This window comes from Aeromonas sp. QDB11 (assembly GCF_027705265.1).
Classification (GTDB): Bacteria; Pseudomonadota; Gammaproteobacteria; order Enterobacterales; family Aeromonadaceae; genus Aeromonas; species Aeromonas allosaccharophila.
Genome location: NZ_JAPDBM010000015.1, coordinates 53,315 through 77,284, shown reverse-complemented (window position 1 = coordinate 77,284; position 23,970 = coordinate 53,315). Strand labels below are relative to the sequence as shown.

22 protein-coding genes and 1 pseudogene are annotated in these 23,970 nt (G+C 59.9%); 9 read left to right on the top strand and 14 right to left on the bottom strand.

Annotated elements, in window-relative coordinates; all coding sequences use genetic code 11:
* Positions 1–135, top strand: a pseudogene (locus OKC40_RS07395) (IS5/IS1182 family transposase); the annotation flags it as partial.
* Positions 136–172: 37 nt separating this feature from the next.
* Here OKC40_RS07395 and OKC40_RS07390 read toward each other — a convergent pair.
* Positions 173–550, bottom strand: a complete 378-nt coding sequence (locus OKC40_RS07390; RefSeq protein ID WP_270794657.1) for a hypothetical protein — start codon at positions 548–550, stop codon at positions 173–175.
* Between the two features lie 212 nt (positions 551–762).
* Complete coding sequence (locus tag OKC40_RS07385; RefSeq protein WP_182938274.1) at positions 763–1,869, bottom strand: site-specific integrase; 1,107 nt, start codon at positions 1,867–1,869, stop codon at positions 763–765.
* A gap of 88 nt (positions 1,870–1,957) precedes the next feature.
* Between OKC40_RS07385 and dusA the strand changes: the two genes are divergently transcribed.
* Positions 1,958–3,010, top strand: coding sequence for a tRNA dihydrouridine(20/20a) synthase DusA (dusA, locus tag OKC40_RS07380; protein WP_182938273.1), 1,053 nt, complete (start codon positions 1,958–1,960; stop codon positions 3,008–3,010).
* 70 nt (positions 3,011–3,080) lie between these two features.
* Here dusA and OKC40_RS07375 read toward each other — a convergent pair whose 3' ends face one another.
* Positions 3,081–3,392 (bottom strand): hypothetical protein, encoded by a 312-nt coding sequence (locus OKC40_RS07375; protein WP_182938272.1) that lies wholly within the window; start codon positions 3,390–3,392, stop codon positions 3,081–3,083.
* Positions 3,393–3,522: 130 nt separating this feature from the next.
* Positions 3,523–5,127: a peptide ABC transporter substrate-binding protein gene (locus OKC40_RS07370; RefSeq protein WP_182938271.1), complete on the bottom strand. Its 1,605-nt coding sequence runs from the start codon at positions 5,125–5,127 to the stop codon at positions 3,523–3,525.
* A gap of 184 nt (positions 5,128–5,311) precedes the next feature.
* Here OKC40_RS07370 and OKC40_RS07365 point away from each other — a divergent pair, with 184 nt between their 5' ends.
* Positions 5,312–6,019, top strand: coding sequence for a ParB-like protein (locus OKC40_RS07365; protein ID WP_182938270.1), 708 nt, complete (start codon positions 5,312–5,314; stop codon positions 6,017–6,019).
* 101 nt (positions 6,020–6,120) lie between these two features.
* On the opposite strand, the gene OKC40_RS07360 is transcribed toward OKC40_RS07365, so the two are convergent.
* Positions 6,121–6,780: a CatB-related O-acetyltransferase gene (locus tag OKC40_RS07360; RefSeq protein ID WP_234602181.1), complete on the bottom strand. Its 660-nt coding sequence runs from the start codon at positions 6,778–6,780 to the stop codon at positions 6,121–6,123.
* Between the two features lie 284 nt (positions 6,781–7,064).
* Between OKC40_RS07360 and OKC40_RS07355 the strand changes: the two genes are divergently transcribed.
* On the top strand, positions 7,065–7,493 hold the full coding sequence (locus OKC40_RS07355; RefSeq protein WP_005335785.1) for a DUF2753 family protein: 429 nt from the start codon (positions 7,065–7,067) through the stop codon (positions 7,491–7,493).
* Positions 7,494–7,510: 17 nt separating this feature from the next.
* Here OKC40_RS07355 and OKC40_RS07350 read toward each other — a convergent pair whose 3' ends face one another.
* Positions 7,511–8,260, bottom strand: coding sequence for an enoyl-CoA hydratase-related protein (locus tag OKC40_RS07350; RefSeq protein ID WP_182938268.1), 750 nt, complete (start codon positions 8,258–8,260; stop codon positions 7,511–7,513).
* Between the two features lie 90 nt (positions 8,261–8,350).
* On the opposite strand from OKC40_RS07350, the gene OKC40_RS07345 reads away from it, so the two are divergent.
* The 3 genes from OKC40_RS07345 to OKC40_RS07335 all read left to right on the top strand — a co-directional run bounded on the left by OKC40_RS07345 (position 8,351) and on the right by OKC40_RS07335 (position 10,322).
* Positions 8,351–8,800 (top strand): copper chaperone PCu(A)C, encoded by a 450-nt coding sequence (locus OKC40_RS07345; RefSeq protein WP_182938267.1) that lies wholly within the window; start codon positions 8,351–8,353, stop codon positions 8,798–8,800.
* A gap of 94 nt (positions 8,801–8,894) precedes the next feature.
* On the top strand, positions 8,895–9,524 hold the full coding sequence (locus OKC40_RS07340) for a TIGR04219 family outer membrane beta-barrel protein (RefSeq protein WP_182938266.1): 630 nt from the start codon (positions 8,895–8,897) through the stop codon (positions 9,522–9,524).
* Between the two features lie 117 nt (positions 9,525–9,641).
* Entirely contained in the window at positions 9,642–10,322 is a 681-nt protein-coding gene (locus OKC40_RS07335; protein WP_042019464.1) for an SDR family oxidoreductase, read from the top strand.
* A 94-nt stretch (positions 10,323–10,416) separates the two neighbouring features.
* Here OKC40_RS07335 and OKC40_RS07330 read toward each other — a convergent pair whose 3' ends face one another.
* Positions 10,417–12,141, bottom strand: a complete 1,725-nt coding sequence (locus tag OKC40_RS07330) for a proline--tRNA ligase (RefSeq protein WP_182938265.1) — start codon at positions 12,139–12,141, stop codon at positions 10,417–10,419.
* Positions 12,142–12,415: 274 nt separating this feature from the next.
* Here OKC40_RS07330 and rlmD point away from each other — a divergent pair, with 274 nt between their 5' ends.
* Complete coding sequence (gene rlmD, locus OKC40_RS07325) at positions 12,416–13,768, top strand: 23S rRNA (uracil(1939)-C(5))-methyltransferase RlmD (protein WP_058052278.1); 1,353 nt, start codon at positions 12,416–12,418, stop codon at positions 13,766–13,768.
* Between the two features lie 265 nt (positions 13,769–14,033).
* Here rlmD and OKC40_RS07320 read toward each other — a convergent pair whose 3' ends face one another.
* From OKC40_RS07320 to OKC40_RS07310, 3 genes are read right to left on the bottom strand one after another with little or no spacing between them, the layout of a single operon-like run.
* The gene (locus OKC40_RS07320) at positions 14,034–14,603 is read right to left on the bottom strand and encodes a PqiC family protein (protein ID WP_182938264.1); all 570 of its coding nucleotides are present in this window, start codon (positions 14,601–14,603) and stop codon (positions 14,034–14,036) included.
* Positions 14,600–16,249 (bottom strand): intermembrane transport protein PqiB, encoded by a 1,650-nt coding sequence (gene pqiB / locus OKC40_RS07315; RefSeq protein WP_182938263.1) that lies wholly within the window; start codon positions 16,247–16,249, stop codon positions 14,600–14,602. Before pqiB ends, OKC40_RS07320 begins: the two co-directional genes overlap by 4 nt.
* Positions 16,242–17,513, bottom strand: a complete 1,272-nt coding sequence (locus tag OKC40_RS07310) for a PqiA/YebS family transporter subunit (RefSeq protein WP_182938262.1) — start codon at positions 17,511–17,513, stop codon at positions 16,242–16,244. The genes pqiB and OKC40_RS07310 overlap by 8 nt, the downstream gene beginning before the upstream one ends.
* Positions 17,514–17,689: 176 nt before the next feature.
* On the opposite strand from OKC40_RS07310, the gene hfq reads away from it, so the two are divergent.
* On the top strand, positions 17,690–18,049 hold the full coding sequence (hfq, locus tag OKC40_RS07305) for an RNA chaperone Hfq (RefSeq protein ID WP_005335772.1): 360 nt from the start codon (positions 17,690–17,692) through the stop codon (positions 18,047–18,049).
* A gap of 132 nt (positions 18,050–18,181) precedes the next feature.
* Here the strand turns inward: hfq and OKC40_RS07300 are convergent, their stop codons facing one another.
* The 4 genes from OKC40_RS07300 to OKC40_RS07285 form a co-directional block, all read right to left on the bottom strand.
* Positions 18,182–18,772: an HAD family hydrolase gene (locus OKC40_RS07300; RefSeq protein WP_182938261.1), complete on the bottom strand. Its 591-nt coding sequence runs from the start codon at positions 18,770–18,772 to the stop codon at positions 18,182–18,184.
* A gap of 66 nt (positions 18,773–18,838) precedes the next feature.
* Positions 18,839–19,942 (bottom strand): EAL and HDOD domain-containing protein, encoded by a 1,104-nt coding sequence (locus OKC40_RS07295; protein WP_064335439.1) that lies wholly within the window; start codon positions 19,940–19,942, stop codon positions 18,839–18,841.
* Positions 19,943–19,946: 4 nt separating this feature from the next.
* Positions 19,947–21,587, bottom strand: coding sequence for a sensor domain-containing diguanylate cyclase (locus OKC40_RS07290; RefSeq protein ID WP_182938260.1), 1,641 nt, complete (start codon positions 21,585–21,587; stop codon positions 19,947–19,949).
* A 256-nt stretch (positions 21,588–21,843) separates the two neighbouring features.
* The gene (locus tag OKC40_RS07285; RefSeq protein WP_182938259.1) at positions 21,844–23,880 is read right to left on the bottom strand and encodes an exoribonuclease II; all 2,037 of its coding nucleotides are present in this window, start codon (positions 23,878–23,880) and stop codon (positions 21,844–21,846) included.
* Positions 23,881–23,970 lie beyond the last annotated feature (90 nt).

The window sequence follows — 23,970 nt, the reverse complement described above, 5'->3', positions numbered from 1 at the left end:
AAGCGACAGTTCGGCTTCGTGAAAGCCAGATACAAGGGGTTGCTGAAAAACGATAACCAACTGGCGATGTTATTCACGCTGGCCAACCTGTTTCGGGCGGACCAAATGATACGTCAGTGGGAGAGATCTCACTAAAAACTGGGGATAACGCCTTAAATGGCGAAGAAACGGTCTAAATAGGCTGATTCAAGGCATTTACGGGAGAAAAAATCGGCTCAAACATGAAGAAATGAAATGACTGCGTCAGCCGAGAAGAATTTCCCCGCTTATTCGCACCTTCCTTAGGCCAAATAAGCTGGATTGGGCTGCGTTCAGTGACAAAACCACAGCTTTCGAGTTCTGAAAGAAATGATACGAGCCCCTCAATATTGACGGGTATCAGTTTCTCGTTCAGCATCGATTTGAAATTCGTGAAGCCCATATGTTTAGCAAACAGATCACCACAAACATGATGCCGCAGGAATGGATTATGCTCTGGCTGAATTTTAGAAATGTCGTGGTAGAAAGAATTGAAGAAGTCGTTGAGATCGCGTTCTGAAGAAAATGGCATATAAACTCCAATAAAATTAGTGGTGAACTAAATCACTATTCAAGGATAATTTTATTGGATTGTTTGTTGCCATTGGCATTAAGCCTGAGGCGCAGTCCAGATAAAGTCTGTTAAGCAATGCGAAATTATCATCTGCCGATACACCTTGTCAGACTTTAATGCCCATGTCAACAGGATGATAAATTGCCACTCATCATCCCATTTTTCCCACTTTATCTGGATCTGGCCTCTTCCACCACCTTAGCCTGTTGTAGCCGTTCAAACTTGGCGTGTACCCGGTTGGGGTAGAGGTCGGTGTAGATCTGCCAGAGGATATTGATGTTTCTATGGCCGGTAACCTGGGCGACTTCATCTATGACGAAGCCAGCCTCAAACAGACGGCAGGCACCTTCGCGGCGGAGGTCGTGCCAGCGTAAGTCTTCAATACCAAGCTCTGTTCTGACTCGCTGAAAACCGGCAGTGACGCTCTTGCCGTTGTAGGGGAAGACACGATCGTCGGTTCTGGGTTGACGCTTGAGGATCTCCCAAGCCTCACCCAGCAAGGGCACCAGCATATGGTTCCCTATCTTCTTTCTAGGGTCTTTACGGTCTTCAACCAGCACGGCCCGGTTTTTCTCATCTACGCCAGACCACTTGATCTTGCACACTTCGCTTATCCGCATGCAACTCAGGATGGCGAAGTTGAGAAGGTCTGTGTAGGGTATCTTGGCCATACCGTGACTCTGCCGTTTTTCTAACCCTTGGATGATCCTTTCCAGTTCATTGCTTACTGGACGGCGTGTGCGCTTCTGGGCTTTTCCCACCAGTTTCAGGTTGTTGAGGGTCTTGCGTGCTTCCAGGATGAGCTTGTTGTCGACCGGGATATTGAAAACGGGGTTGGCGGCTGCAAAAACAGAACCAAGGTAGCTGATGTCGTGAGCAATGGTGGCTGGAGACGCCCCTGCATCTCTTCTGGCTTGGCAGTGATCGACCAGGTCTTTGATGGTGAGCTCGTCGGCATTGAGCTTGGCGATATCGCAATCGGCAACCAGGTCGAGGCAATAAGCCTTAGTTCTGCCTATGGTTGGGCTGATGGCTGGATGGGCACGGTAGAGCGAAATGAGTTCGCGGATGGTGGGGGCGGGTTGTACCAGTCCAGGCAAACCATCCCTCTCGATCATCGCAACCATCTGCATTCCCCAGCTCTTGGCGTCGGACTGTCTGCCAAAGGTTCGGGATTCTCGGTATACTACCTCTTCGCCTTTATGTTCCCTGACGGTACAGCGATAGCGTAACTCGCCTTTGCTGGTCTTACGTTTTTCTATTGTGTAGCCGGCCATAGATACCTCGTGGAGTACACCTGCCCCATGAAATGGTGGGGCAGATATGGGGCAGGTTCAATCAACAAATGTCTGGAAACACCCGCAAATGACTCAGAAACAAATCAGTGAAAACCCCGTTAAATCAGGCTCTGAGGCCATATCTGGCAAGCCTGCCCACCGCCAGACATTCTCGATTGCCCCCATGCTGGACTGGACTGATCGGCATTGCCGTTATTTTCATCGACTGATGAGTCGCCAGACCTTGCTCTATACCGAAATGGTGACCACTGGCGCCATCATCCACGGCAAAGGGGATTATCTGGGTTACAGCGAGCAGGAGCACCCCATCTCCCTGCAACTGGGTGGCAGCAATCCGGCCGATCTGGCGCGTTGTGCCAAGCTGGCCGAGGAGCGTGGCTATGACGAGGTGAACATCAACGTCGGCTGCCCCTCCGATCGGGTGCAGAACGGCCGTTTTGGTGCCTGCCTGATGGGTGAACCGGCGCTGGTGGCTGACTGCGTCAAGGCAATGCGCGATGTGGTCGATATTCCGGTGACGGTGAAGACCCGTATCGGTATCGACGATCAGGACTCCTACGAATTTCTGCAGGCCTTTATCGAACAGGTGCGCGATGCCGGTTGCGACACCTTTATCGTCCATGCCCGTAAGGCGTGGCTGAGTGGCCTTAGCCCCAAAGAGAACCGCGAGATCCCGCCGCTCGATTATCCCCGCGTCTATCGGGTCAAGCAGGATTACCCTGATCTCACCATCGCCCTCAACGGCGGCGTCACCTCCATGGAGCAGACTCTCGAGCACCTGCAACACGTGGATGGCGTGATGATGGGGCGTGAAGCCTATCAGAACCCCTACATTCTGGCGCAGGTGGACAATCTGGTGTTCGGCCAGAATAACGCCGTGCCGAGTCGCCACGAGGTGGTGCGGATGATGCTGCCCTATATCGAGCAGGAGTTGGCCAAGGGCAACTACCTCTCCCATATGACCCGCCACATTTTGGGGCTGTTCCAGAATATGCAGGGTGCCCGCGCCTGGCGCCGTCACCTGAGCGAAAATGCCTGCAAGCCGGGCGCCGGTATTCAGGTGGTGCTGGATGCCATGGCCAAGGTGCCGGAGTTTGCCAGCCGCGAGACGGCCGAATAAGCCGCTGTGCCAGGGCAAGAACCACAAAAAGCGCGTCAGTTGACGCGCTTTTTCATTTCTGGGGTCCGGCTCAGCCAGATGTTTTGTCTGGCGCTGTGAAGTTGTGGATCTCCCCCGACCGAGGGCTAAAACGCGGATCGCCATCTTTGTAGCTGCGCACCAGCTGCATGGTCTTGCAGAAGCTGGCCTGCTTGTCGTACTCCTCTCGGGCCAGATCGATGGCTCGCTCGGCCCGGCGCCGCTCCATCTTGTCAGACTTGCGATCGCTGAACTGTTGCTGCTGTTGCAGCATCCAGCCGACAAACTCTTGCTGGCATTGGGATTCGCTATTGGCCTGCGCAGGCAGGGTCCACAACAGGGGGAGCAGTAACAGATAACGCATGTTCAACCGATAATAAAAGGGGGAGTTCACTAGAAGGGCGGCATTTTATGCCTAAAACTTGAGCATGAACAGTATCAATAAGAGGGCCGCCCGCAGGCGGCCCTCTTCGGTTTCAGCGTTGACGGCCAGTTCAGTGTTTGACGAGATAGAGCTGGCGGCTGTAGGCCACATCTTCCGGGTTGTTGATGGGATAGCCCTTGAGCCATGGCTTGATGAGACGGGCATTGGTGTACTGGTAGATGGGGGCGATGGGGGCCTGCTCCAGCAGGATTGCCTCCGCCTCGCCAAACAGCTTGCTGCGGCTGGCGGCATCCCGAGTGCTGGCCGCCTCTGCCAGTAGCTGGTCATAACGGGCATTGGCAAAGCCCGCCATATTGCCGCTGTGACGGGAGCCCCACAGGCCGAGGAATGCTGACGGGTCGTTGTAGTCCGCCACCCAGGAGGAGCGGATCACCTCGAACTGACCGCTCTGGCGGCTGTCGAGATAGGTTTTCCACTCCTGATTGGTCAAATCGACCTCGGCGCCCAGCTTCTGCTTCCACATGCTGGCAATCGCCAGTGCCATCTTCTTGTGAATTTCCGCGGTGTTGTAGAGCAGGGTCAGCTTGAGCGGCTTGCCCGGGCCGTAACCGGCCTCCTTGAGCAGGGCCTTGGCCTTGCTGTCCAGCACTGGCTGGCTGCTGGTGGAGAGCAGGTTGGCGGCCGGGGTGAAACTGGCGGTCACATCCGGGGTGAAGTGGTAGGCCGGTTTCTCGCCGGTGCCGAGCACCTTGTCGGCGATCAGGGCGCGATCGATGGTGTAGGAGAGCGCTTTGCGCACCCGCACATCGTCGAGCGGCGCCTGCTTGGTATTGAAGGCGTAGTAGTAGGTGCCGAGCTGATCCGGGGTGTAGACCTCATCCGGGATCTGCCGCTTCAGCTTGTCGTACTGCTCCTTGGGGAAGGATTCGGTGATATGCAGATCGCCCGCCAGATAGCGGTTGGTGGCCGCACTCTCCTGATTGATCGGCATGAAGATCACCTTGGTTAATACGGTATGGGCCCGATCCCAGTAATAAGGGTTGGGGATCAGCTCCAGCTTCTCGTTGACTACCCGGTTGTTCAGCACAAAGGCACCGTTGCCCACCAGCTTGCCGGGCTGGGTCCACTGGTTGCCGTACTGCTCGATGCTGGCCTGATGGAGCGGCGACAGGCTGGGGTGGCTCAGCAGGTTCAGGAAGTAGGGCACCGGCTGGGAGAGGGTCACCTGCAGGGTGTGGTCATCGAGGGCCTCGACCCCCAGCTCACTGGCAGGCAATTTGCCAGCGACTATCTCGTCCACCTTGTCGAAACGGGCCAGCTGGGCAAACCAGGCGAAGGTGGCCGCCTCTTTCGGGTCGACCAGCTTGCGCCAGCCGTAGACGAAGTCACTGGCCTTGACCGGATCGCCGTTGGACCAGCGCGCATCCGGGCGCAGATGGAAGGTAAAGAACTGGTTGCCCTTGTTCTCCCAGCTGGCCGCCACCCCGGCAACCGGTTTGCCATCCGCCCCCTGGGTCAGCAGCCCCTCGAACAGATCCCGCAGTACCTGCAACTCCGGCAGGCCGACCAGCTTGAGCGGGCTCAGGCTCGCAGGTTCATCCTTGAGGTGGCGAACGACAATCTGCTCGGCGGCGAGTTGTGTTCCGGCGGGAATATCGGCAGCCTGGACAGCAGCACAGCCCAGCAGGGCCAGCAAGGGGCTCCATCCTTTCATGGGTCGGATCCTTCAAATAGTGTGAAGCGGGGTGAAAACTCGGCGAGAAAATATCGCCGACAGATGGGAAATCATGATATCCCGTTTGCTGGTCTGACCGCCAGCATTCGACTCTCACGCCCAATCGGGGTAGCAGAGCGTTCTCGGCGTCTGTGCAGTTCAATGTGGTGAGGAGTGTCAAACGATGAAAGCATGGTTATTGCTGGCCTGTGTGTTGAGCCAGGGCGCCTGGGCGTTGGCCCCGTGCCAGAGCGACACTGCGGTAGGCAACTGGTGCGAGATCGGCATCGATGCCTTGCACCCGACGCAGGGGGGCGTCGGCCAGATCCAGGTCGATGAGACCCAGGCCACATTGGCGGGCATGAGCGCAAAGCAGCTCGACAAGTTGATGAAAAAGAAAGAGATCCCGGTGGTGATTGCGCCGGATGGTGGCTACTGGCTGGTGGACAGGCACCATCTCACCAAGGCGCTGTGGCAGCAAGGTATCACGGAGGCCCGGGTCAAGGTGATTGGCCGCCTGCAGGACAAGGCCAACTTCTGGAGCCAGATGCAGAACAACCACTGGGCCTGGCTCAAGGATGAGAAGGGACAGCCGCTGACCCCTGAGCAGTTGCCGACCCGTATCGACAAGTTGCCCGATTACCCTTATCGCACTCTGGCCGGACTGCTGCAGGATGCGGGCTATTTTCGCAAGGACAGACAGGTCTATTTCGTCGAATTTGCCTGGGCCAGCTGGCTCGGCAAGCAGATGCAGTGGATGCCTGTCGATAACTCCAATCTGGCCGCCCGGCTGCAACAGGCCAAACGGCTCGCCTGCGGCAGTGATGCCAGTGACCTGCCCGGTTATCCCGGCAAGCAGTGCAGCCTCAACCAGTCCAAAAGCGCACAGTGAGCGGATGGGCGATAACGGCATCCACAGCATGCCGGAGATAAAAGAGGGCGACCCCGGGGTCGCCCTCCTGCTGTCAGCTTGTTACTGCTGGTTGGCGGTGGTCACTCATGGCGCTCCGCCCAGCGGGCAGCCGCCTGCTCAAGCAGGGCGACTTCACCTTGCTGGATCAGCGGTAGCAAATCGTTGACCTGTTGATCCGGCCAATCCCACCAGGCGAGGGCCTGTAGCCGGGCAATCTCCTCCTCGCCAAAGCGCATCCGCATTACCTTCGCCGGGGTGCCCGCCACCATGGCATAGGGCGGCACATCCTGATTGACCAGCGAGCGGGCGGCGATGATGGCGCCATCGCCGATGGTGACGCCGGGCATGATCATTGCCTCCATGCCGATCCAGACATCGTTGCCGATGCGGGTATCGCCGGCGGGGCGGTAACTGCGCTTGAGCGCCGCCAGATCGGCGAACGGATAGGTGCTGATGAAGGCCGTGTTGTGGGTGTGGTTGCCCCCCATGATGATCTTCACCCCGGCGGCAAGCTGTACATAGTCGCCGATATGGAGCCGGTCGATATGCCAGAGTGGCTCCCAGCCGGTTTCCGGGCTGCGGCTAAAAGAATCGCCATGGAGGTAGCGCACCGCCACCTCTTCGAAGGGGCCATCCCAGGCGCCCGAGTAGTAGCTGTGCTGACCCTTGAGGCAGATATTGGGGTTGGTCACCGTCAGGTGCAGGTATTCGACCTGCGACCAGTGTTGGCAGGTGTTCATGTTGGTACTCCTTTGCTGAATGGATCGGATTGGTTGCGTTCGCGTGAGCGCAGCTAATAGATCCAGACCAGCATGCGGGGCACGCAGAGCAGGGAGCAGCCCAGCATCTGCGGGAGGCGTGGTCGCATTGTGGTGTGCTCCAAAGAAGGGGGAAGGGCACGATCATAAGGTCGGGCACTCGCTTTGCCAAGGTTGTGGAGAGATCCTGCACTAACCCTCTGGTTGATATTTATTCTCAATTAGCCATGATAACACTCCCACCATAACGGACTCGGGAGAGCGAGATGACACCGCAAAGTTGGCAACGATACATGCTGGAGGCGGAGCGAGCCTGGCAGGCCGGTTCGCTGGGGGCTGCGATCTGTTTTTATCAGCAGGCGCTGGGGGATGTTTACGAGATGACCCAGGTCGAATTGACCGAACTGGCCACAATGCGGGTCGCCACCTGTCACCGGCTGGCCGACTTCTGGCGGGCGATGGATGAGCCGACTTACGAGCTGCGCTACCTGAAGCTTGCCTCCGAGCTGGTGACTGCGCTGGTGCCACAATGCCCCAACCGGGAGTGCGAGGCACTGATCAGCGAGCTGGGTTGCTGTCGCGGTGCCCTGCTCGCGTTTCTCAAGCGCCACCCCAATCCGGAAATTGCCCGACTGATCCAGTTGCAGGACAAGGTGCAGGGCTGCGAGCTGATCGGCCGTTTTCGCCTCAACTGAGCGTATTTGGGCGCGGCTCAGCTCCGCCGTTTGAGTTTCTGGGCGATCCGTTGCTGCGCTTCTTCCCCTTGCAGCGCCTGCGCGAAGGCGCGCGCCTCCAGATCGATGACAAAGTGCACTGCCTGTTTAAGCTCCTGCTTGAGCAGTGCCTTGCTTTTTTGCAGCGCCCTGGGCGGCTTGGCCGCCAGCTTCAGCCCCTGCTCGCGGGCAAAGGAGAGCAATCTATCGGCCGCCACCACCTTGTTGGCCAGCCCGAGCCGCAGCGCCTCCTTGGCATCAATGGCTTCGGCCAGCAGCAACAGCTCGGCCGCCTTGAGGTGCCCCACCAGGCGCGGCAGCAGCAGGCTGGAGGCAAACTCCGGCACCAGCCCCAGCTCGACGAAGGGGAGCTGCAAGCGGGCGTTATCCGCCAGATAGACCAGATCGCAGTGCAGCAGAATGGTGGTGCCAATCCCCACCGCAGGGCCCGCAACGGCGGCGATCACAGGTTTGGGGAAATCGGCCAGGGTGTGGAGGAACTGCAGGATGGGGTCGTCGGGCTCCAGCGCGCTCTTGCCCATAAAGTCGGCCAGATCATTACCCGCGGTAAAGCAATCTTGCTGCCCCTGTAACAGCAGGACATGCACCTCCTCATCGGCCGCCGCCTCTCGCAGCGCCGCGACCAGTTGTTGATACAACTCGGTATTGAGGGCGTTGCGCTTGTCGGGGCGGTTGAGGGTCAGGGTGAGCAAGCCATCCTGCTGCTCAGCGATGAGAATGGGGGCCATGTCTAAATCCTTGTTATTGAAAGGTGCAAAAAAGGTTGCCGTTGGGGTAACCTCGGGGCCGTTTAACAACATCATAAAAGGATTTCAACCATGTTTAAACGTGCGTTTTATTCTCTGCTGGTTCTGGGTATGACGGCGCCGGCACTGGCCAAGGTCGAGGCCGTCGACGGCTATGTGCGCCTGCTGCCGCCGGGTTCCCCCAATACCGCCGCCTTTATGGTGCTCAAGAATGACGCCGACCAGCCGGTCAAGCTGGTGGCGGCCGCTTCTGCTGCGGCCGGGCGTGCCGAGCTGCACACTCACCTGCACGAAAATGGCGTGATGAAGATGCGTCAGGTCGAGAATATCGAGATCCCGGCCAAGGGCGAGGTGGTGCTGAAACCGGGCAGCCTGCACATCATGCTGTTCGAGGTGGGCACGCTCTCCGAGCAGACTCCTGTTCCGCTCACCCTCACCATGGACGATGGTCAGAAGCTGGATCTGTCGCTGCCGGTGAAGCCGATTGAGCCGATGGCAGAGATGGATCATATGAAGCACTGACATTTGTCGTCGCTTGTTCAGCATTCCCGCTGGGTATTTTGGCTGTGCCGAGTAAAATAGTGCCCTTTCCATGTATGCAAGAGGAAGTGAAGTGATGAAGAAGACACTGATTGCCGGTTTTGTGTTGGCTCTGTGCAGCCAGAGTGCCATGGCCGCTGACGACTGGCGTTTTGCCGCCGGTGCTGACGTATGGGCTTCTCAGGGCAGTGGTCAGGCATATGGCAAGAGTGCCAATCATTATGATGACAACTACAACTGGAACGGCTATCTGCAACTGGAACACGGCATCATCTTCCTGCCGAACGCCAAGTTTGAAGTCTCCGATTTCAGCACCTCCGGTGGTGCGTTCAAAAATGACCTGACCGCCTACGATCTGAGCCTCTACTACCGTCTGTTCAACAACGATCTGTTCAAGATCGATCTGGGTATGACCGGTCGTCACTACGATGGCGAGCAGGTTTACTGGGGCCGCCAGGGCTATAAAGAAGATACTCTGATGGCCTATGCCGGCAGCGAAGTTAAGATCCCAGGCACCGGTATCTCCTTCTTCGGCGACCTGCGTACCCACGATGCAGACAACTATGACTACCGTCTGGGTGGCGCATACAAGTTCTCCTCCATGCCGATCAAGCTGCGCGCTGGCTGGCGTGAAGCCAAAGTCGATTTCGACAATATCGATCAGTCAATCGACGGCTGGTTCATGGGTGGTGAATTCACTTTCTAATCTGACGGTGGTCTGACGACGCGTCATCAGCATCGAGCAGCGCATTGACGGTCGGCTGGTTTATGGATGGTGAGTTTACTGTCCAATCTGGCCATCAGCTGGCAACGAGGAGGGATAATGGGGCACATCATAGTCACTGGCGCCGGTTCCGGTCTGGGCCGGGCCCTGACCATAGGTCTGGTTGAGCGGGGCCATCAGGTTTCCATGATGGGGCGCCGTTATCAGCGACTGCAGGAGCAGGAGCAACTGCTCGGTAGCGCGGTGATCGGTATTGCTGCCGATCTGGCGCACCATGAAGAGGTCGATGTCGCCTTCGCCGCAGCGGTGGAGTGGGGCGGCTTGCCCGAGCTGGTGCTGCACTGCGCCGGGGTGGGCGAATTCGGCCCGGTCGGTGTCTACACCGCCGAGCAGATCCGCCGGGTGGTGGAGAGCAACCTCATCTCCACCATTCTGGTGGCCCAGCAGACGGTGCGGCTGATCGGCGAGAAAGGCGGAGTGCTGGCCAACGTGCTCTCCTCCGCCGCGCAGGTGGGCAAGGCCAACGAGAGCCTCTACTGCGCCTCCAAATGGGGGATGCGCGGCTTTCTTGAGTCGTTGCGTGCCGAGCTGAAAGGCTCGCCGCTGCGGCTGGTCAACCTCTACCCGAGCGGGATCCGCAGCGAATTCTGGGACAACTCGGATCATGTGGACCCGAGCGGTTTCATGACCCCGGAAGATGCGGCGGCCTATATGCTTGACGCACTGGAAGCCAGAAGCAGCTGCCACGTGACCGACCTCTTTATCGGTCGTAATCCTTGAGGCGAAGTCCGCCATCCGGTTGCCGTCGTCAGAACATACAGAAACAAAAAGCGCGCCAAATGGCGCGCTTTTCTATTCAGGCAAGGGGGCGGAATTAACGGCCCAGCTTGGCCTTGAGCATGGCGATGATGTCGCCAATGGCCACTTCCTGCTTCTCGCCGGAGCGGCGGCACTTGTACTCCACCACGCCGTTGTCCAGACCGCGATCGCCGATGACGATGGCGTGCGGGATGCCCAGCAGCTCCATGTCGGCGAACATCACGCCCGGGCGCTCTTTACGGTCGTCGAACAGCACATCGACACCTGCCGCTTTCAGCTCGGCGTAGAACTGCTGTGCCTGCTCGGCCACTCGCTCGGATTTGTGCATGTTCATCGGCACGATGGCCACTTCGAACGGAGCGATAGCATCCGGCCAGATGATACCGTACTGGTCGTTGTTCTGCTCGATGGCCGCAGCCACCAGACGGGAAACCCCGATACCGTAGCAACCCATCTCCATGGTGACGGATTTGCCGCCTTCGTTCAGCACGCTCGCCTTCATCGCTTCGGAGTACTTGGTACCCAGCTGGAAGATGTGGCCCACTTCGATACCGCGCTTGAGCAGCAGCTTGCCCTGGCCGCACGGGCTCGGGTCGCCTTCCACCACGTTGCGCAGGTCGGCAACTTCATAGGTAGCGATGTCACGATCCCAGTTGGCACCGGTCAGGTGGAAACCGGTCTCGTTGGCGCCGCAGACGAAGTCCGCCAGATGGGCAGCGCTGCGATCGACGATGATGCGACCGGCAAAGCCGACCGGGCCGATGGAGCCTGCATCGCAACCGGCGGCAGCTTTAATCTGCTCGTCGTTGGCGAAAGTCAGCGGGTTGGCCACGCCAGCCAGTTTCTCGGCCTTGATTTCGTTCAGCTCGTGGTCGCCACGCAGTACCAGCGCGATGACGGCCTGCTTGCCGTGTTCATCTTCCTCTGCCAGTACCAGCAGAGTCTTGGCGATGGCGGTCGGTGCCACGTTCAGGAAAGCGGCCACTTCGTCGATGGTGTGAACATTCGGGGTGGCAACCTTGGTCAGGGCCGCGCTGGCGGCAGCGCGTTCACCAGCCGGCGCCAGCGCTTCGGCCATCTCGATGTTGGCGGCGTAATCTGATGTATCGGAGAAGGCGATCAAGTCTTCACCGCTCTCGGCCAGTACCTGGAATTCGTGGGAACCGGTACCACCGATGGAGCCGGTATCGGCCTGCACCGGACGGAAGTTCAGACCCATGCGGGTGAACGCCTTGCAGTAGGCGGCGTGCATCTTCTCGTAGGTATCGACCAGAGACTCTTTGTCGATGTGGAAGGAGTAGGCATCCTTCATCAGGAATTCGCGGCCACGCATCACGCCGAAACGGGGGCGCACTTCATCGCGGAACTTGGTCTGGATCTGGTAGAGGTTGAGCGGCAGCTGTTTGTAGCTGTTCACTTCGTAACGTACCAGCGCGGTGATCACCTCTTCGTGGGTCGGGCCCAGCACGAAGGGACGGTTGTGGCGGTCGGTCAGACGGCACAGCTCGGGACCGTAGTCATCCCAGCGGCCGGACTCCTGCCACAGCTCGGCAGGCTGAACCACCGGCATGGAGACTTCGACGGCACCAGCATTGTTCATCTCTTCGCGAACAATGTTCTCGATTTTCTTCAGTACCCGCAGACCGGTTGGCAACCAGGCATACATGCCGGAGGCCAGTTTACGGATCATCCCGGCGCGCAGCATCAGCTGGTGGCTGACAACTTCAGCGTCGGAGGGGGTTTCCTTGAGAGTGGAAAGCAGATATTGGCTGGTACGCATCGCGGTAGACCTTAGCTAGAACGGGCGCGGGGCCCAGGATAATTTCAAGGGCGGAATTTTAACAGGCTGGGCGTTATGGCCCAAGGGCTAAATTTGCCGCAACCCGAAAGGTGGCAAGACCCGGCAGATGGCCAGGGGCAATGACCATTGTAATAAGCAGGCTTTTTATGCCTGCAATTTGGCCGGATCTCCGCTAAACTCTGCCACCTTTTCTCGATGGGCATGGCTTTGCCGCGTCCATCACCCCCATTTTTTAGTACTTTTGGAGCCGCTCATGCCGTTAGTGGGACATCAACACCAGATCGAGATCCTGGAACTGACCGACAAAGGAGATGGCAAAGGACGCCTGTTCGATCGCCCCCTGTTTGTCGAAGGTCTGCTGCCCGGTGAGCAGGCGCTGGTGGAGCTGACCGAGGTCAAGCCGAACTATCTGCACGGCAAGGTCGCCGAGCTGCTCCAGCCCTCTGCCGATCGGGTTGCCGATTTCTGCCCCAACACCGAGTGTGGTGGCTGTCAGGTGCGCCCGCTGGCCTATCCGGCCCAGCTCAAGCTCAAGCAGGCACTGGTGCAGAGCGCACTGGAGCAGGCCGGGCTGGGTGATACTCCGGTCAAGGATATCCTTGGCATGGAGAGCCCGTTTGCCTATCGCAACAAGGCGCAATATGCAGTGCGCAGTTGTGAAGCGGGTGCCGAGATCGGTTTTTATCGCAAGCACTCCCACGATCTCATCACCGCCGATGACTGCGCGGTGCAGGACTCACTGCACGTGGAGCTCAACGCCCGGGTACGCAACTGGATGCGCGAGCACGACATCGCGGCCTATGACGAAGTGAACCACACCGGCTGCGTGCGCAACCTGATGACCCGCAAGGGCTTCAAGAGCGGCGAGCTGATGGTGGTGCTGGTCACCCTGGGCGAGGAGCTGCCGTTCGAAGCCGAGCTGCTGGCGGCCCTGAGCGATCTGCCGGTCACTACCCTGGTACAGAACATCAACGATGAGCGCACCAACCGCATTCTGGGCGCTACCAACCGGGTGCTGCTGGGCGAAGGGGTGATCCGCGACAAGATCCACGAACTCGAGTTCGAGATCTCGCCGCTCTCCTTCTTCCAGAACAACCCGACCCAGACCGATGTGCTCTACTCCAGCGCCCTCGAGTATGCCGAACTGACCGGCAACGAGACGGTGTTCGACATCTATTGCGGTATCGGCACCATCTCCCTGTTCCTGGCAGGCAAGGCCGCCAAGGTCGTGGGGATCGAGTCGGTGGAGAGCGCCATCAGCGATGCCCGCCGCAACGCCGCCCTCAACGGCATCGAGCACACCGAATTCCACGTCGGCAAGGCCGAGCAGCTGATGCCCGAGCTGCACGCTCAGGGCGTGACCGCTGACGTGGTGGTCATGGATCCGCCGCGCAAGGGCTGTGACAAGGCGGTACTGCAGACCCTGGTCGCCATGGCGCCCCGTCGTCTGGTCTATGTCTCCTGCAACCCGCAGACCCTAGCTCGCGATCTTGCCTGGCTGGTCAAACAGGGCTTCGTGCTGGATGAGGTGCAGCCGGTCGATATGTTCCCGCACTCCATGCATGTGGAAGCGGTAGCCCGTCTGAGCCTACCAGCGAAAGCGTGATCGGACACTGGCGTGGAGGGATTTGCATGTTCCTCCTCCACGCCATGCATGTGGCAGCGGTTGCCCGTCTGAGCCTGCCAGCGAAAGCGTGATCGGATATTGGCGCGGAGCGATTGACATGTTCCTCCTCTACGCCATGCACGTCGAAGCGGTTGCTCGCCTGAGCCAGCCCGCTAAGGCGTGAGTCATCACCTGACACTCGCCCATAAAAAAACGACGCCAGCTGGCGTCGTTTTTTTATCTCTGCAATCGGGGGGATTGCCAGTTAGCTGGCGCTCTGGCGCACCTCGGCGGCGATCTGGTCGAGCAGCTGTTGCCAGCCCTGACCCAGTTCGTTCACCAGCGCGTTGTAGCCATCGGCCGGTAGCACCCGCTCCTGACGGAAGGGGGCATCGCGCAGCACGGTGCCATCTTCCGCCAGCAGGCGCCAGCGGCCGCTCAGCACGGCGCTGCCGTCATGACGGCCCTGAAAGCGCTCCACCAGAATGGTCAGCACCGGCCCCTTGCGGGCGCCATCCTGCCGCACCACCCAGCCCGGCAGGCGGGTGGAGAGGCCATTGAGGGTGAGCTGGTTGAGCTGATCGTCGAGCGCACCGGCCCAGCGATGGTACTCGGTGAAGTGCAGCTCTTGCCCTTCCAGTTGATAGACCAGACTGATCCGGTCGAGCTGGCTGGCCAGCGCCACCGATCGCAGCACCAGCTGGTGCTGCGGTTGGGCTGGGGCCGTTACGGGTTGCTGGCTGTCGGCATCGAGCGAGTAGTAGTGCAGGCTTGGCTGGCTGCTGCAACCCGCCAGCAGGCCCAGCAGGGCCAGCGTCAGGATCTCTTTTTTCATTGTTTGCCTCGCTTGGGCTCAGGGTCCGATGGATGCGCGCGATCGAAGATCAGCGAGCTGGGCTGCTCGTTGAGGGAGTGCACCAGCGGCTGCAGTTCGCGCATCAACTGATTGAGGGTCTGCACCGACTGACGCAGGTCCTGATTGGTCTGGGACTGGGCATCATAGGCCTGCAAGGTCTCCTGCAACTGCTTGAGGCTCTCGTTGAGCGAGGCCGGCAGCTGCTGGGTGGCGTCCTTGGCAGTGAGCTTGTTCAGGTTGGCGCTGACTGCACTGATGTTCTTCAGGGTGCCATCCAGAGTGGTGAGTGACCCGTTGACCTTGGTCAGGGTGGTCGCCATGTCCATGTCGACAAACTTGTCGAGGATGAGGTTCACCTTGCGCTCGATCTGATCCAGCCCGCCCTGCACGGTGGGGAAGACCTGATAACCGGCCAGCTTGGCCTGCTCGAAGCGCGGCGCGTCCGGATAGAAGTTGAGGTCGATGATCTTGCCGCCGGTCAGCAGGCTCGAGGTCTTGAGGCTGGCACGCAACCCCTCCTTGAACTGCTTGCCGAACAGGGCGCGCCACTGATCCTTCTCCGCCTTGGCATAGCGGTGGGAGAGGCGCTGCACTTCGATACGGGCCAGCACCGGGATCTGGCGGTTCTTGAAGATCTGCACTCCCTTGTCCTCGATGAGGTAGGGGGCGGAGATGACGGTACCGACCCGGATGCCGCGGTACTGCACGGCGGCGCCCGGGTGCAGGCCCCCCACGTTGTCATCGAACAGGAAGACGTAGTCGATGAACTGATCCAGGCTACCGGCCAGCACGCTCGCCTCATCCTGGAACAGGGTGAACCCTTCCATCTGTTTGACCGGGTCGCCAGGTGCCCAGCCGGGTGGCAGGCCCATGGTGATGCCGCCGTCGAGCAGGCTCTCCAGCGAATCCATCTTCACCTTCATCCCCTCGCTGCTCATGGAGACCTCGAAGCCCGGGGTCATCCAGAAGCGGGAGTTGCTGCTCACCAGAATGTCATAGGGGGCGTTGATGAAGATTTGATATTGCATCTCGCTCTTTTCTGGCAGGAACTTCGCCTCTTCCACCTGACCGATGGTGAAGCCCTGATAGTTGATGGGGGAGCCTTCCCCCAGCGCGCGGGTGTCGCGACTGCTGAGGGTGAGGCGCAGCCCCTTGGCATCCAGCGAGGCGAGCGGCGGCTTGTCCAGCATGGCGTACTCGTCCCGCGCCCGCCCTTTCTTGCCGGGAGCAAGCTCGATATAGGCGCCGGAGAGCAGGGTGCTTAGACCCGATACTCCTTCACGACCAACCCGGGGTTTTACCACCCAGAACTGGCTGTCACCGCGCAGCATACCGGAGGCGGCGTTGTTCAACCGCCCCTTCAGTACCGCGTGACTGTAGTCTTCGCTCAGCTCGACGGCCTCGATGCGGCCGACGTCCACTTCGCGGGAGCGGATTACTGTTTTGCCGGCAACGATGCCCTCGGCGGTGGCAACAGTCAGGGTGAAGCTCGGGCCCTGGGAGTACCAGTGCTGGAACAGCATCCAGATGCCAATGCACAGCGCCAGCAGGGGCACCATCCAGATTGCGGCGGCAGAGCTCAGAAAATCAGAGCCCGGTTTCCACCTTTTTTTACGCTCACTCACGTTCGCGTTCTCCTTGTTGTAAATCCCAGATCAGGCGGGAGTCGAAACTCATGGCGGCGACCATGGTGATCAGCACCACACCTGCAAATGCGACGGCCGCAGGGCCGGGGTAGATGGTCATCAGATTGTCGAGCCGGATCAGGCCCGCCAGAATGGCCACCACGAAGACGTCGATCATCGACCAGCGTCCGACAAATTCGGTCATGCGATAGAGTTTGAGCTTGCCGAGGGGGGAGGTGACATTGCCGCGCTGCACCATATAGCAAAGCCAGAATAGCGCGAGTATTTTCACCAGCGGCACCACCACACTGGCGAAAAAGATCACCGCCGCGATGGGGTAGGAGCCCATGGCCCACAGCAGCACCACGCCACCAAGGATGGTGGAGGGGCTGTCATCGCCGAGGAACACCGTATCCATGATGGGATAGAGGTTGGCGGGAACATAGAGAATGGCGGAGGTAAACAGCAGCGCCCAGGTACGGTTCAGGCCGCCCGGCTTGCGCGCATGCAGGTGACCGCCACAACGGGAGCAGCTGTGGCTGTCCACCTCGCAGAGGGCGCCACAGATGTGGCAGCCCACCAGACCGGATTCCAGTGCTCCCGCATCCGGATCGATCTCACGCGGTGCGGTGGGGCCGAACAGCCGCTGCCACAGCCACATCTGATCCAGCGAAGAGATCATCTTGATGAGCAGCACCGTGTAGCCGACGAAGGCCCAGAACGACAGCCCCATCTTGATGTCGGCCATCCCCATCAGTTTGACCAGCGAGATGAGTACCCCCACCAGAAAGACATCCACCATCAGCCAGGGTTTGATCCGGCAGAGCAGGCGGCCGAGGGAGCGCAGGGCATTGCTGTGCAGATCTTTATCGATCCGCCACAGCACCAGCATGATGGAGCCCATGTAGACCAGCGGCAGGCCGATCAGGGTCAGGCTCAGCACCGCGCCGAGAAACAGATAGCCCTCATCCACCAGGGTAGTGATGCTCTGCAGAAAGGTCATCTCCTGGCCTATCCCTTTGGCCGAGAAGGACATGAAGGTAAAGGCATTGGCGAGCACGAACATGATGAGTGCCGCGAAACCATAGGCGATCGGGCGCAACTCCTGCTGCGGCAGGTGGCGACTCAGGGTGTGTCCACAACGGGGACAGCAACTGGCCTGCCCCACCTCGAGCGGTGTGGCCGGTATCAGTAGATCACACTCTTCGCAGGCAGTGGCATCATGGACATAGGTGGTGTGGTGTTGGTGTGAAGCCGGATGCAAGATAAAACCCCAGATGAGGCCCGTGGTGGAGCCAGAGCTGGCGATTATCGCAGTTGTACTGGTCAGCGACCAGCCCCCGGAGGCCGCTATTGCTGGCGGGAGTGAGAATGACTTTGACAAGCCAGTGCCCATTTAGCACAATCAAACGCCACTTTTTTTCCGCGGGACAATAATTTATGACAACTGAATCCCCAAGCTACTCCACCATCGAGCAAGCCTTCTCCCTCGGGAACGGGCAAGATTCTGCCCTCAACTGGTTGCGCAAGAACCGCAGTCAGGTCGCTATTTTTCTGGTGAGCGGCATCAAGCTGGAAGGCACCATCAGCGGGTTCGACCAGTACAGCGTGCTGCTGACCGATGCTCATGGTAACCAGCAGCTGGTCTACAAGGCCAAGATCTCCACCATCGCCATGCACACCGGCCGTCCGCAGGTGAATATCCAGCGTGCTCGCAAGCCACGTGTCTCCATGGCGCCGCGCCCCCACGGTGCGCCGGGTCGTTATGACGACAATCAGGGCGGCGGCAACAACGAGTAATCGTCTGCCCCGCACTCCTCGTTGACGCGCCCTGCGTCAGCGGCTGACGGAACCTGCTCTCATTTTCATTCATGTCCCGTATGAGAGCCTGTTCCGGTTATCGCCCCTTGCAGGGCGATATTTTTTTCCGCACTACGCCGTTATGCCGACTGGTTGACCCTCTTTGACCATGCAGGTCTGCATACCCGCCGCTTTTCCGGCCTGTACCCCGATACCGGTATCTTCAAACACCAGACAGCCTGATGGCTCGACCCCCAGCTTGCTGGCGACCAGCAGGAAGGTGTCCGGATTGGGCTTGTGCTGCTCCACATCGTCTGCGGTGACCACCACAGAGAAGTAGCGATCCAGCCCGGTGTTGCGCAGCACCGCTTCGGCGTTGACGCGGGGCGAGCCGGTGCCAATCCCCATCGGGATGACACCATGATAGCGCTCGACCAGCGCCTGCATGGCCGGAAAGACGGTCGCCTTGTGCAGGTTGGCCACATAGTGGGCGGTCTTGCAGCGGGTGACTTCGAGAGGATCGAGGGGGATCTGCTGCTCCTGTGCGACCAGCAGGGCTATCTTGCGGCTCGGCATGCCACCCAGCTCATAGAACCAGTCGGCGTCGAAGTGAAAGCCAAACTCGCGGGCGGTATGTTCCCAAGCGGCGAGGTGCAGCGGCATGGAGTCGACCAGGGTGCCATCAAGGTCAAAGACCAGGCCTTGGAATCCGGAAAGAGTCATGGTGCGGGTGAGCCTCTGGCAAAAAGGGAGCCCATTCTAGCCAGTGACTCACCGTCCTGCCATCTCCTAACTGGTGAGAAACGCTTGCCCCCACATTTGTGACTGAAAATAGACGGGGGTGAGCTGGGCCGGATCGAGTTGATATTTGGGGGCAAGCTGTTCCAGCAGGGCCCAGTTGCCCTGTTCATAGGTGCTGACCAGCTGAAACAGATGAAAGAGTGGCCCTTCGTGCAGTTCGATGGCGCGCTGCACGCTCTTGGGCAGGTGGGCCATCAGCGGCTCCGACAGCAGGGAGCCATCGAGCACCAGGCCTACCAGAAAGGCCCAGCTGGCCTCCGCTTTACCGAGGGCGGTGAGGGCAATCAACTCGCAGAAGCGGCCGCGGGCGATGGCCATGCGGGTGCAGGCCTCCGGCATGTGCTGGCTCACCCGGGCCAGACCGTTGATCAGCACGAACTTGCGGATCTCCTGCTCCCCCAGATAGGAGAGGGCGCGGGGTACCGAGGTGATGGGGGCGGCATGATCGAAGCCGGGGGCGTTGACGTAGGTGAGCAGCAGGCCGGGCAGCCAGGCATCCTGCTCCAGCAGGCGAGCTACCTGGGCGAAGGAGAACTCCTCGTGGCAGATGAGCTGGAGGATCTGCTGTACCAGCGCCATATCGGGCTGGTTGGCCCGCTGATTGACCAGCTCGGGACGGGCGAGAAAGCCGCCGGCAAAGAAGTCGACCCCGGCCTCCCGCAGCGGGAGAAAATCCGCCCAGGTTTCGATGTTCAGCGCCATCCGCTTGTGTTCGGTGGGCTGGCAGATCCCCTCTTCCCCCATCCAGTACACCAGCAGGCGGCTGGCGCCGAGCCAGCGTGGATCCCGGTTGGCGCCATGTACCGCCAGTCTGCGCCGACTGTCGCGCCACTGCTCCAGCACCGGAAACGAGTTGGGCTGGCGTTCGCTGGAGGCTTCAACCAGCGGGATCGCGTCCTGATCCAGCAGCAGGGGACGCTGTTCATCGAGCTGTTCGTGGGTGAAGGGCACCAGATATTGACGCCCCTGCGCCAGCAGGCGGCAATGTTGCGCCAGTGAAGGCCATTCGGCCGGTGAGCTGAGCTGATAGTCGATGCCGTAGGCCACCAGAGCCAGGCGACGATTGAAGATAGGATAGCGACGCAACAGCATGGGATCACCGATAGGCCAGAGTGCGGGCCCTCCCTTGTGACTTGGCGTGGTAGAGCGCTTGGTCAGCCTGTTCGGTCAGGGTCTGCCATGCTCCGTCCTGGGAGGGAACCAGATAGCTAAAGCCTATGCTAACCGTAATGAAATCAGCAACCCGCGAGGCGGGATGGGGCATTTTCAAGCGGGCAAGACCATCGTGGATCCGCCCGGCCAGCTGTTCGGCCTCACCGGGTTGGGGGGCGCAGAGCAGAATGACGAACTCCTCGCCACCGTAACGGGCGACCAGATTGGTGCAGCGCCGCTCTGCATCCCGGAGCACATGGGCCACCTGTTGCAGGCAGAGATCCCCCTTGGCATGGCCGAAGTGGTCGTTGTAGGCCTTGAACTCGTCCACATCGATCATCAATACCGCCAGCAGGTTCTGGGTGCGTCGTGCCCACTCCCACTCCCGCTGCATGGTGATGTCCCACTGGCGCCGGTTGGCGATGCCGGTGAGGGGATCTTCCAGCGACAGCAGGGAGAGGCGGTGATTGGCCTCCTCCAGCGCCCGATTGGTCTCGGCCAGCTGCATGGTGCGTTCGGCGACCCGAGCCTCCAGCTGGCGGTTGAGGGTTTCCAGCTGCTCCTGGGTGCGCTGGCGGATCAGCAGTTGTGACAGAATGGCGGCGTACTGTTTGAAGATCTCGCTCTGATAGGCCTTGAGCGGACGGTGCCAGAGCAGGTTGTCAGCGGCGATCCAGCCGATAGGAGTGGTGCCATCCCATAGCGATACCATGGCGTTCCAGCCACGGCCTACCTGCTGCTTCTCGTAGTAGAGCGGGGTATCTTCCAGCACCAGCACGTAGTCTTTGCGTCTGAGCGCCTCCTGTACCGTGGGGTGATCCGGAATGGGGCTGATGAACCCATGTTCGTCGACCAGCTCGCCCTCTTCGCTGGTGCCCCAGGTGCCGCGCATGGTCTTGCCATCGGGCTCGATCAGGAAGATGGCGACCCGGTCGAACTGCAGCTCCTTGCGAGCCAGCAGCACGGCGTCCCGCAGCAGCTCGTTTTCGCTGCGGCTGCGGGAGAGGGTGACGCTGACCATGTGCAGTGCCTGCAGCATATTGAGGAAGGAGCCCTGCAGCGCCTGACTCTGCACCAGATCGGTCTGGGTATGGAGCCGTTGATCCCGCTCCTGATCCACCTGGCAAGAGAGCAGGTGATTGCTCAGTTCGGCAGTCAGATAGTGAATAAGCAGCTGGATGCCCTGACGCTGGCGAGAGGAGAGGCGGTCGATGCGGCGGTGGGTCTCCAGATAGATGACCCCTTCCAGTTTCATGTGCCGTTTGAGGGGGAAGCAGGCGCGCAGCCGCGGCTGGGCTGGCTCGACATTTTCACCGGAGTCTGGCGGCTGGTAGATCTGCTCGATCACCAGTTGCCCCTTGCCCATCGCCTTGTCGATCAGATGGTGGGGCAGGGTCAGCTGTTCGAGATGAGCGGGAGCCAGTCTGGTCAGCCCCTGATCGAGCTGAAAGCTGTAGAGTTGCGGTTCGGGGGCTTTCAGCCAGAGGTAAAGGCGTTCGGCATCGGTTTTTTCACGGATGGTGGCGAGGCTCACTTCGCATAACTGAGCGAAGTTGGTGAAGTGTTCCGGGTCCCATTCCTGCATACCAATATCCCTTGGGGTGTACCCAAGCGAGTATATAGTTATTTCTCTTTGATTAATATGTCAGAAAGGAGAGGTAGCGCACATAACGGTTGCATTCAGTGCGGCTCATAGAAACATTCACTGAGTTCTCCGCCCATCGCGGTGAAAACCGTGCCCCGTGGCGGTGGTTTTGGTCGCGGGTTGGGCAGAATGCGGAGCAAAAAAGAGAGCCCGCACGATGGCGGGCTCACGGGCAGATCAGATGACTCTGCGCGGCTTATTCTGCCTTGGTGGCCGCGTCCGCAGGCGTTTCACTGCTATCGGCTGGCGCACTCTCGGCCACCGGTGCTTCCGGTGCCGGGCCCGGTACCAGCGCGACCGCCGGCTTGGCGATGAGGGAGCGGGTCTCTTCCACCGCTTCGCTCAGCTTGACCTCGATGATCTGGCCCAGCTCATAGACCACTTCGGTCTTGTCCAGATAGACGCGGCCGTTGTCCCAGTTGCACTCCAGCCGATCCTTGTTGTCGAGGATATGACGGGCAGGCATGAAGACCACGGCGCCGTTCTCTTGCAGACGCAGCTTGAGACCGGCACGCATCACGTCGATGATCTCGGCGTTGAACAGCTGATCGGTGCCCGCGGCGGCTTTCAGGTAACGGACATAGAGCCAGTCACCGATGTCGCGCTCGACCATGCGGTGCAGGCGGCGGCAGGCGGTCAGATGCTCGGTGAGCTCTGTGCTCGGGCGCTCACCCGGGGTCTTGCCAGCGATGACCGCTTTGAGCAGACGATGGTTGACCATATCGCCGTATTTACGGATCGGGGAGGTCCAGGTGGCGTAGGCATCCAGACCCAGGCCGTAGTGGGCGCCCGGTTCGGAGGACATCAGCGCATAGCTCTGGAAGCGGCGGATCTTGCCATCCAGCCAGCGGGTATCGAGGTTGTCGATCCAGCGGCGTAGGGCGCAGAAGCCGGTCAGGCTGGCGATCTCGTCGCGCTCGAACGGGGCCTCGGCGCTTTTCAGCAGGTCGATGGCGCCGTCGAGGGACTCTTCGTCAAAGCCGGTGTGAACGTTGAAGATGCCGTAACCGACGCTCTTGCCCAGTACGCGACCGGCGCAGATGTTGGCGGCGATCATCGACTCTTCCACCATGCGGTTGGCGATGCGGCGCGGCTCGACGTGGATGGCAAGCACTTCGCCATTTTCGCCCAGCTCGAAGTCGTAGTCCGGGCGATCCGGGAATACCAGCGCGTGCTCGGTGCGCCATGCGATGCGCGCTTCGGTCATCGCCTTCATCAGCGGCAGCTGGGCCAGCACGCCAGCATCGATGGTCAGCGCTTTGCCATGCTCGGCCCAGTCGGAGACATCGTCATAGCTGAGGCGGGCGTGGGAGCAGATGCGGGCGGCGAAGAACTCGGTCTCCTCCATCAGCAGGCCATCTTCGGCGATGTGCAGACGGGCGCACAGGGTGTTGCGCTCCTCGCCCTCTTTCAGGGAGCAGAGTTCGTCGGAGAGGGTGCGCGGGATCATCGGCACGTTGCGGCCCGGCATGTAGACGGTAAAGGCGCGCTGGGCGGCCTCTTTGTCCAGCTCGCTCCCTTCGGCCACATAGGCGGTCGGGTCGGCGATGGCGACCAGCAGCTCCCAGCCGTTATCCAGCTTGCGGATTGCCAGGGCGTCATCCATGTCCTTGGTCTTGGCACCGTCGATGGTGAAGAAGGGGACATCGGTCAGATCTGTGCGTGGCAGCTCCTCTTCCTCGATGACCTTCCACTCCGGCAAGTCAGCCGGTTCGATCTGGGCCAGATTGTGGCGCGCCAGCACCACCCACCAGGGCACATTGTGATCTTCCTGGGCGGCGATCTTCTGGATGATCTCGGCAGAGAAGTTGCCGTCAACCAGCGCATGGCGCTTGAGGGTGGCCACCACCCAGTCCCCTTCCTTGAACTCTTTCTCATCTAGGCCCTTCTTGACGCGGGCCTTGATGGCATCCTTGATCAGCGGGTGATCGGCGACCACGTTGAGGCGGTCACGGAACATCTTGACCCGGGCCACGAAGCGGGTAACGGACTGCTCCAGCAGGGTATCCGGCTCGGCCACTTCCTTCTCTTTTTCGGTGCGGATCAGGGCGGTCACCCGGTCACCGTGCATCACCTTCTTCATGTAGGGAGGCGGCACGAAATAGCTGGTCTTCTCATCGACTTCCAGAAAGCCGAAGCCCCGGTCCGAGGCGCGGATCACACCCTCTTTCTTCGGAATGTTTTCGCGGATTTGTTGCTTGAGCTGGGCCAGCAGCGGATTGTCTTGGAACATAAGTGAGGAACCTGAAGTGGAAAACCTGGGTGGAGACCTGATGAAGGATCGCCCAGCACTATACGTTTTTACCCCTCCAAAGCCAAGGTG

Bases quoted from the DNA above. Each gene is read 5' to 3' on its own strand.
- OKC40_RS07385 (WP_182938274.1), bottom strand. From the start codon at position 1,869: ATGGCCGGCTACACAATAGAAAAACGTAAGACCAGCAAAGGCGAGTTA.
- OKC40_RS07335 (WP_042019464.1), top strand. From the start codon at position 9,642: ATGGGGCACATCATAGTCACTGGCGCCGGTTCCGGTCTGGGCCGGGCC.
- OKC40_RS07285 (WP_182938259.1), bottom strand. From the start codon at position 23,880: ATGTTCCAAGACAATCCGCTGCTGGCCCAGCTCAAGCAACAAATCCGC.
- OKC40_RS07360 (WP_234602181.1), bottom strand. From the start codon at position 6,780: ATGAACACCTGCCAACACTGGTCGCAGGTCGAATACCTGCACCTGACG.
- OKC40_RS07370 (WP_182938271.1), bottom strand. From the start codon at position 5,127: ATGAAAGGATGGAGCCCCTTGCTGGCCCTGCTGGGCTGTGCTGCTGTC.
- OKC40_RS07365 (WP_182938270.1), top strand. From the start codon at position 5,312: ATGAAAGCATGGTTATTGCTGGCCTGTGTGTTGAGCCAGGGCGCCTGG.
- OKC40_RS07345 (WP_182938267.1), top strand. From the start codon at position 8,351: ATGTTTAAACGTGCGTTTTATTCTCTGCTGGTTCTGGGTATGACGGCG.
- OKC40_RS07390 (WP_270794657.1), bottom strand. From the start codon at position 550: ATGCCATTTTCTTCAGAACGCGATCTCAACGACTTCTTCAATTCTTTC.
- OKC40_RS07375 (WP_182938272.1), bottom strand. From the start codon at position 3,392: ATGCGTTATCTGTTACTGCTCCCCCTGTTGTGGACCCTGCCTGCGCAG.
- OKC40_RS07340 (WP_182938266.1), top strand. From the start codon at position 8,895: ATGAAGAAGACACTGATTGCCGGTTTTGTGTTGGCTCTGTGCAGCCAG.
- hfq (WP_005335772.1), top strand. From the start codon at position 17,690: ATGACAACTGAATCCCCAAGCTACTCCACCATCGAGCAAGCCTTCTCC.
- rlmD (WP_058052278.1), top strand. From the start codon at position 12,416: ATGCCGTTAGTGGGACATCAACACCAGATCGAGATCCTGGAACTGACC.
- OKC40_RS07295 (WP_064335439.1), bottom strand. From the start codon at position 19,942: ATGCTGTTGCGTCGCTATCCTATCTTCAATCGTCGCCTGGCTCTGGTG.
- OKC40_RS07355 (WP_005335785.1), top strand. From the start codon at position 7,065: ATGACACCGCAAAGTTGGCAACGATACATGCTGGAGGCGGAGCGAGCC.
- OKC40_RS07350 (WP_182938268.1), bottom strand. From the start codon at position 8,260: ATGGCCCCCATTCTCATCGCTGAGCAGCAGGATGGCTTGCTCACCCTG.
- OKC40_RS07290 (WP_182938260.1), bottom strand. From the start codon at position 21,587: ATGCAGGAATGGGACCCGGAACACTTCACCAACTTCGCTCAGTTATGC.
- OKC40_RS07330 (WP_182938265.1), bottom strand. From the start codon at position 12,141: ATGCGTACCAGCCAATATCTGCTTTCCACTCTCAAGGAAACCCCCTCC.
- dusA (WP_182938273.1), top strand. From the start codon at position 1,958: ATGACTCAGAAACAAATCAGTGAAAACCCCGTTAAATCAGGCTCTGAG.
- OKC40_RS07300 (WP_182938261.1), bottom strand. From the start codon at position 18,772: ATGACTCTTTCCGGATTCCAAGGCCTGGTCTTTGACCTTGATGGCACC.
- OKC40_RS07320 (WP_182938264.1), bottom strand. From the start codon at position 14,603: ATGAAAAAAGAGATCCTGACGCTGGCCCTGCTGGGCCTGCTGGCGGGT.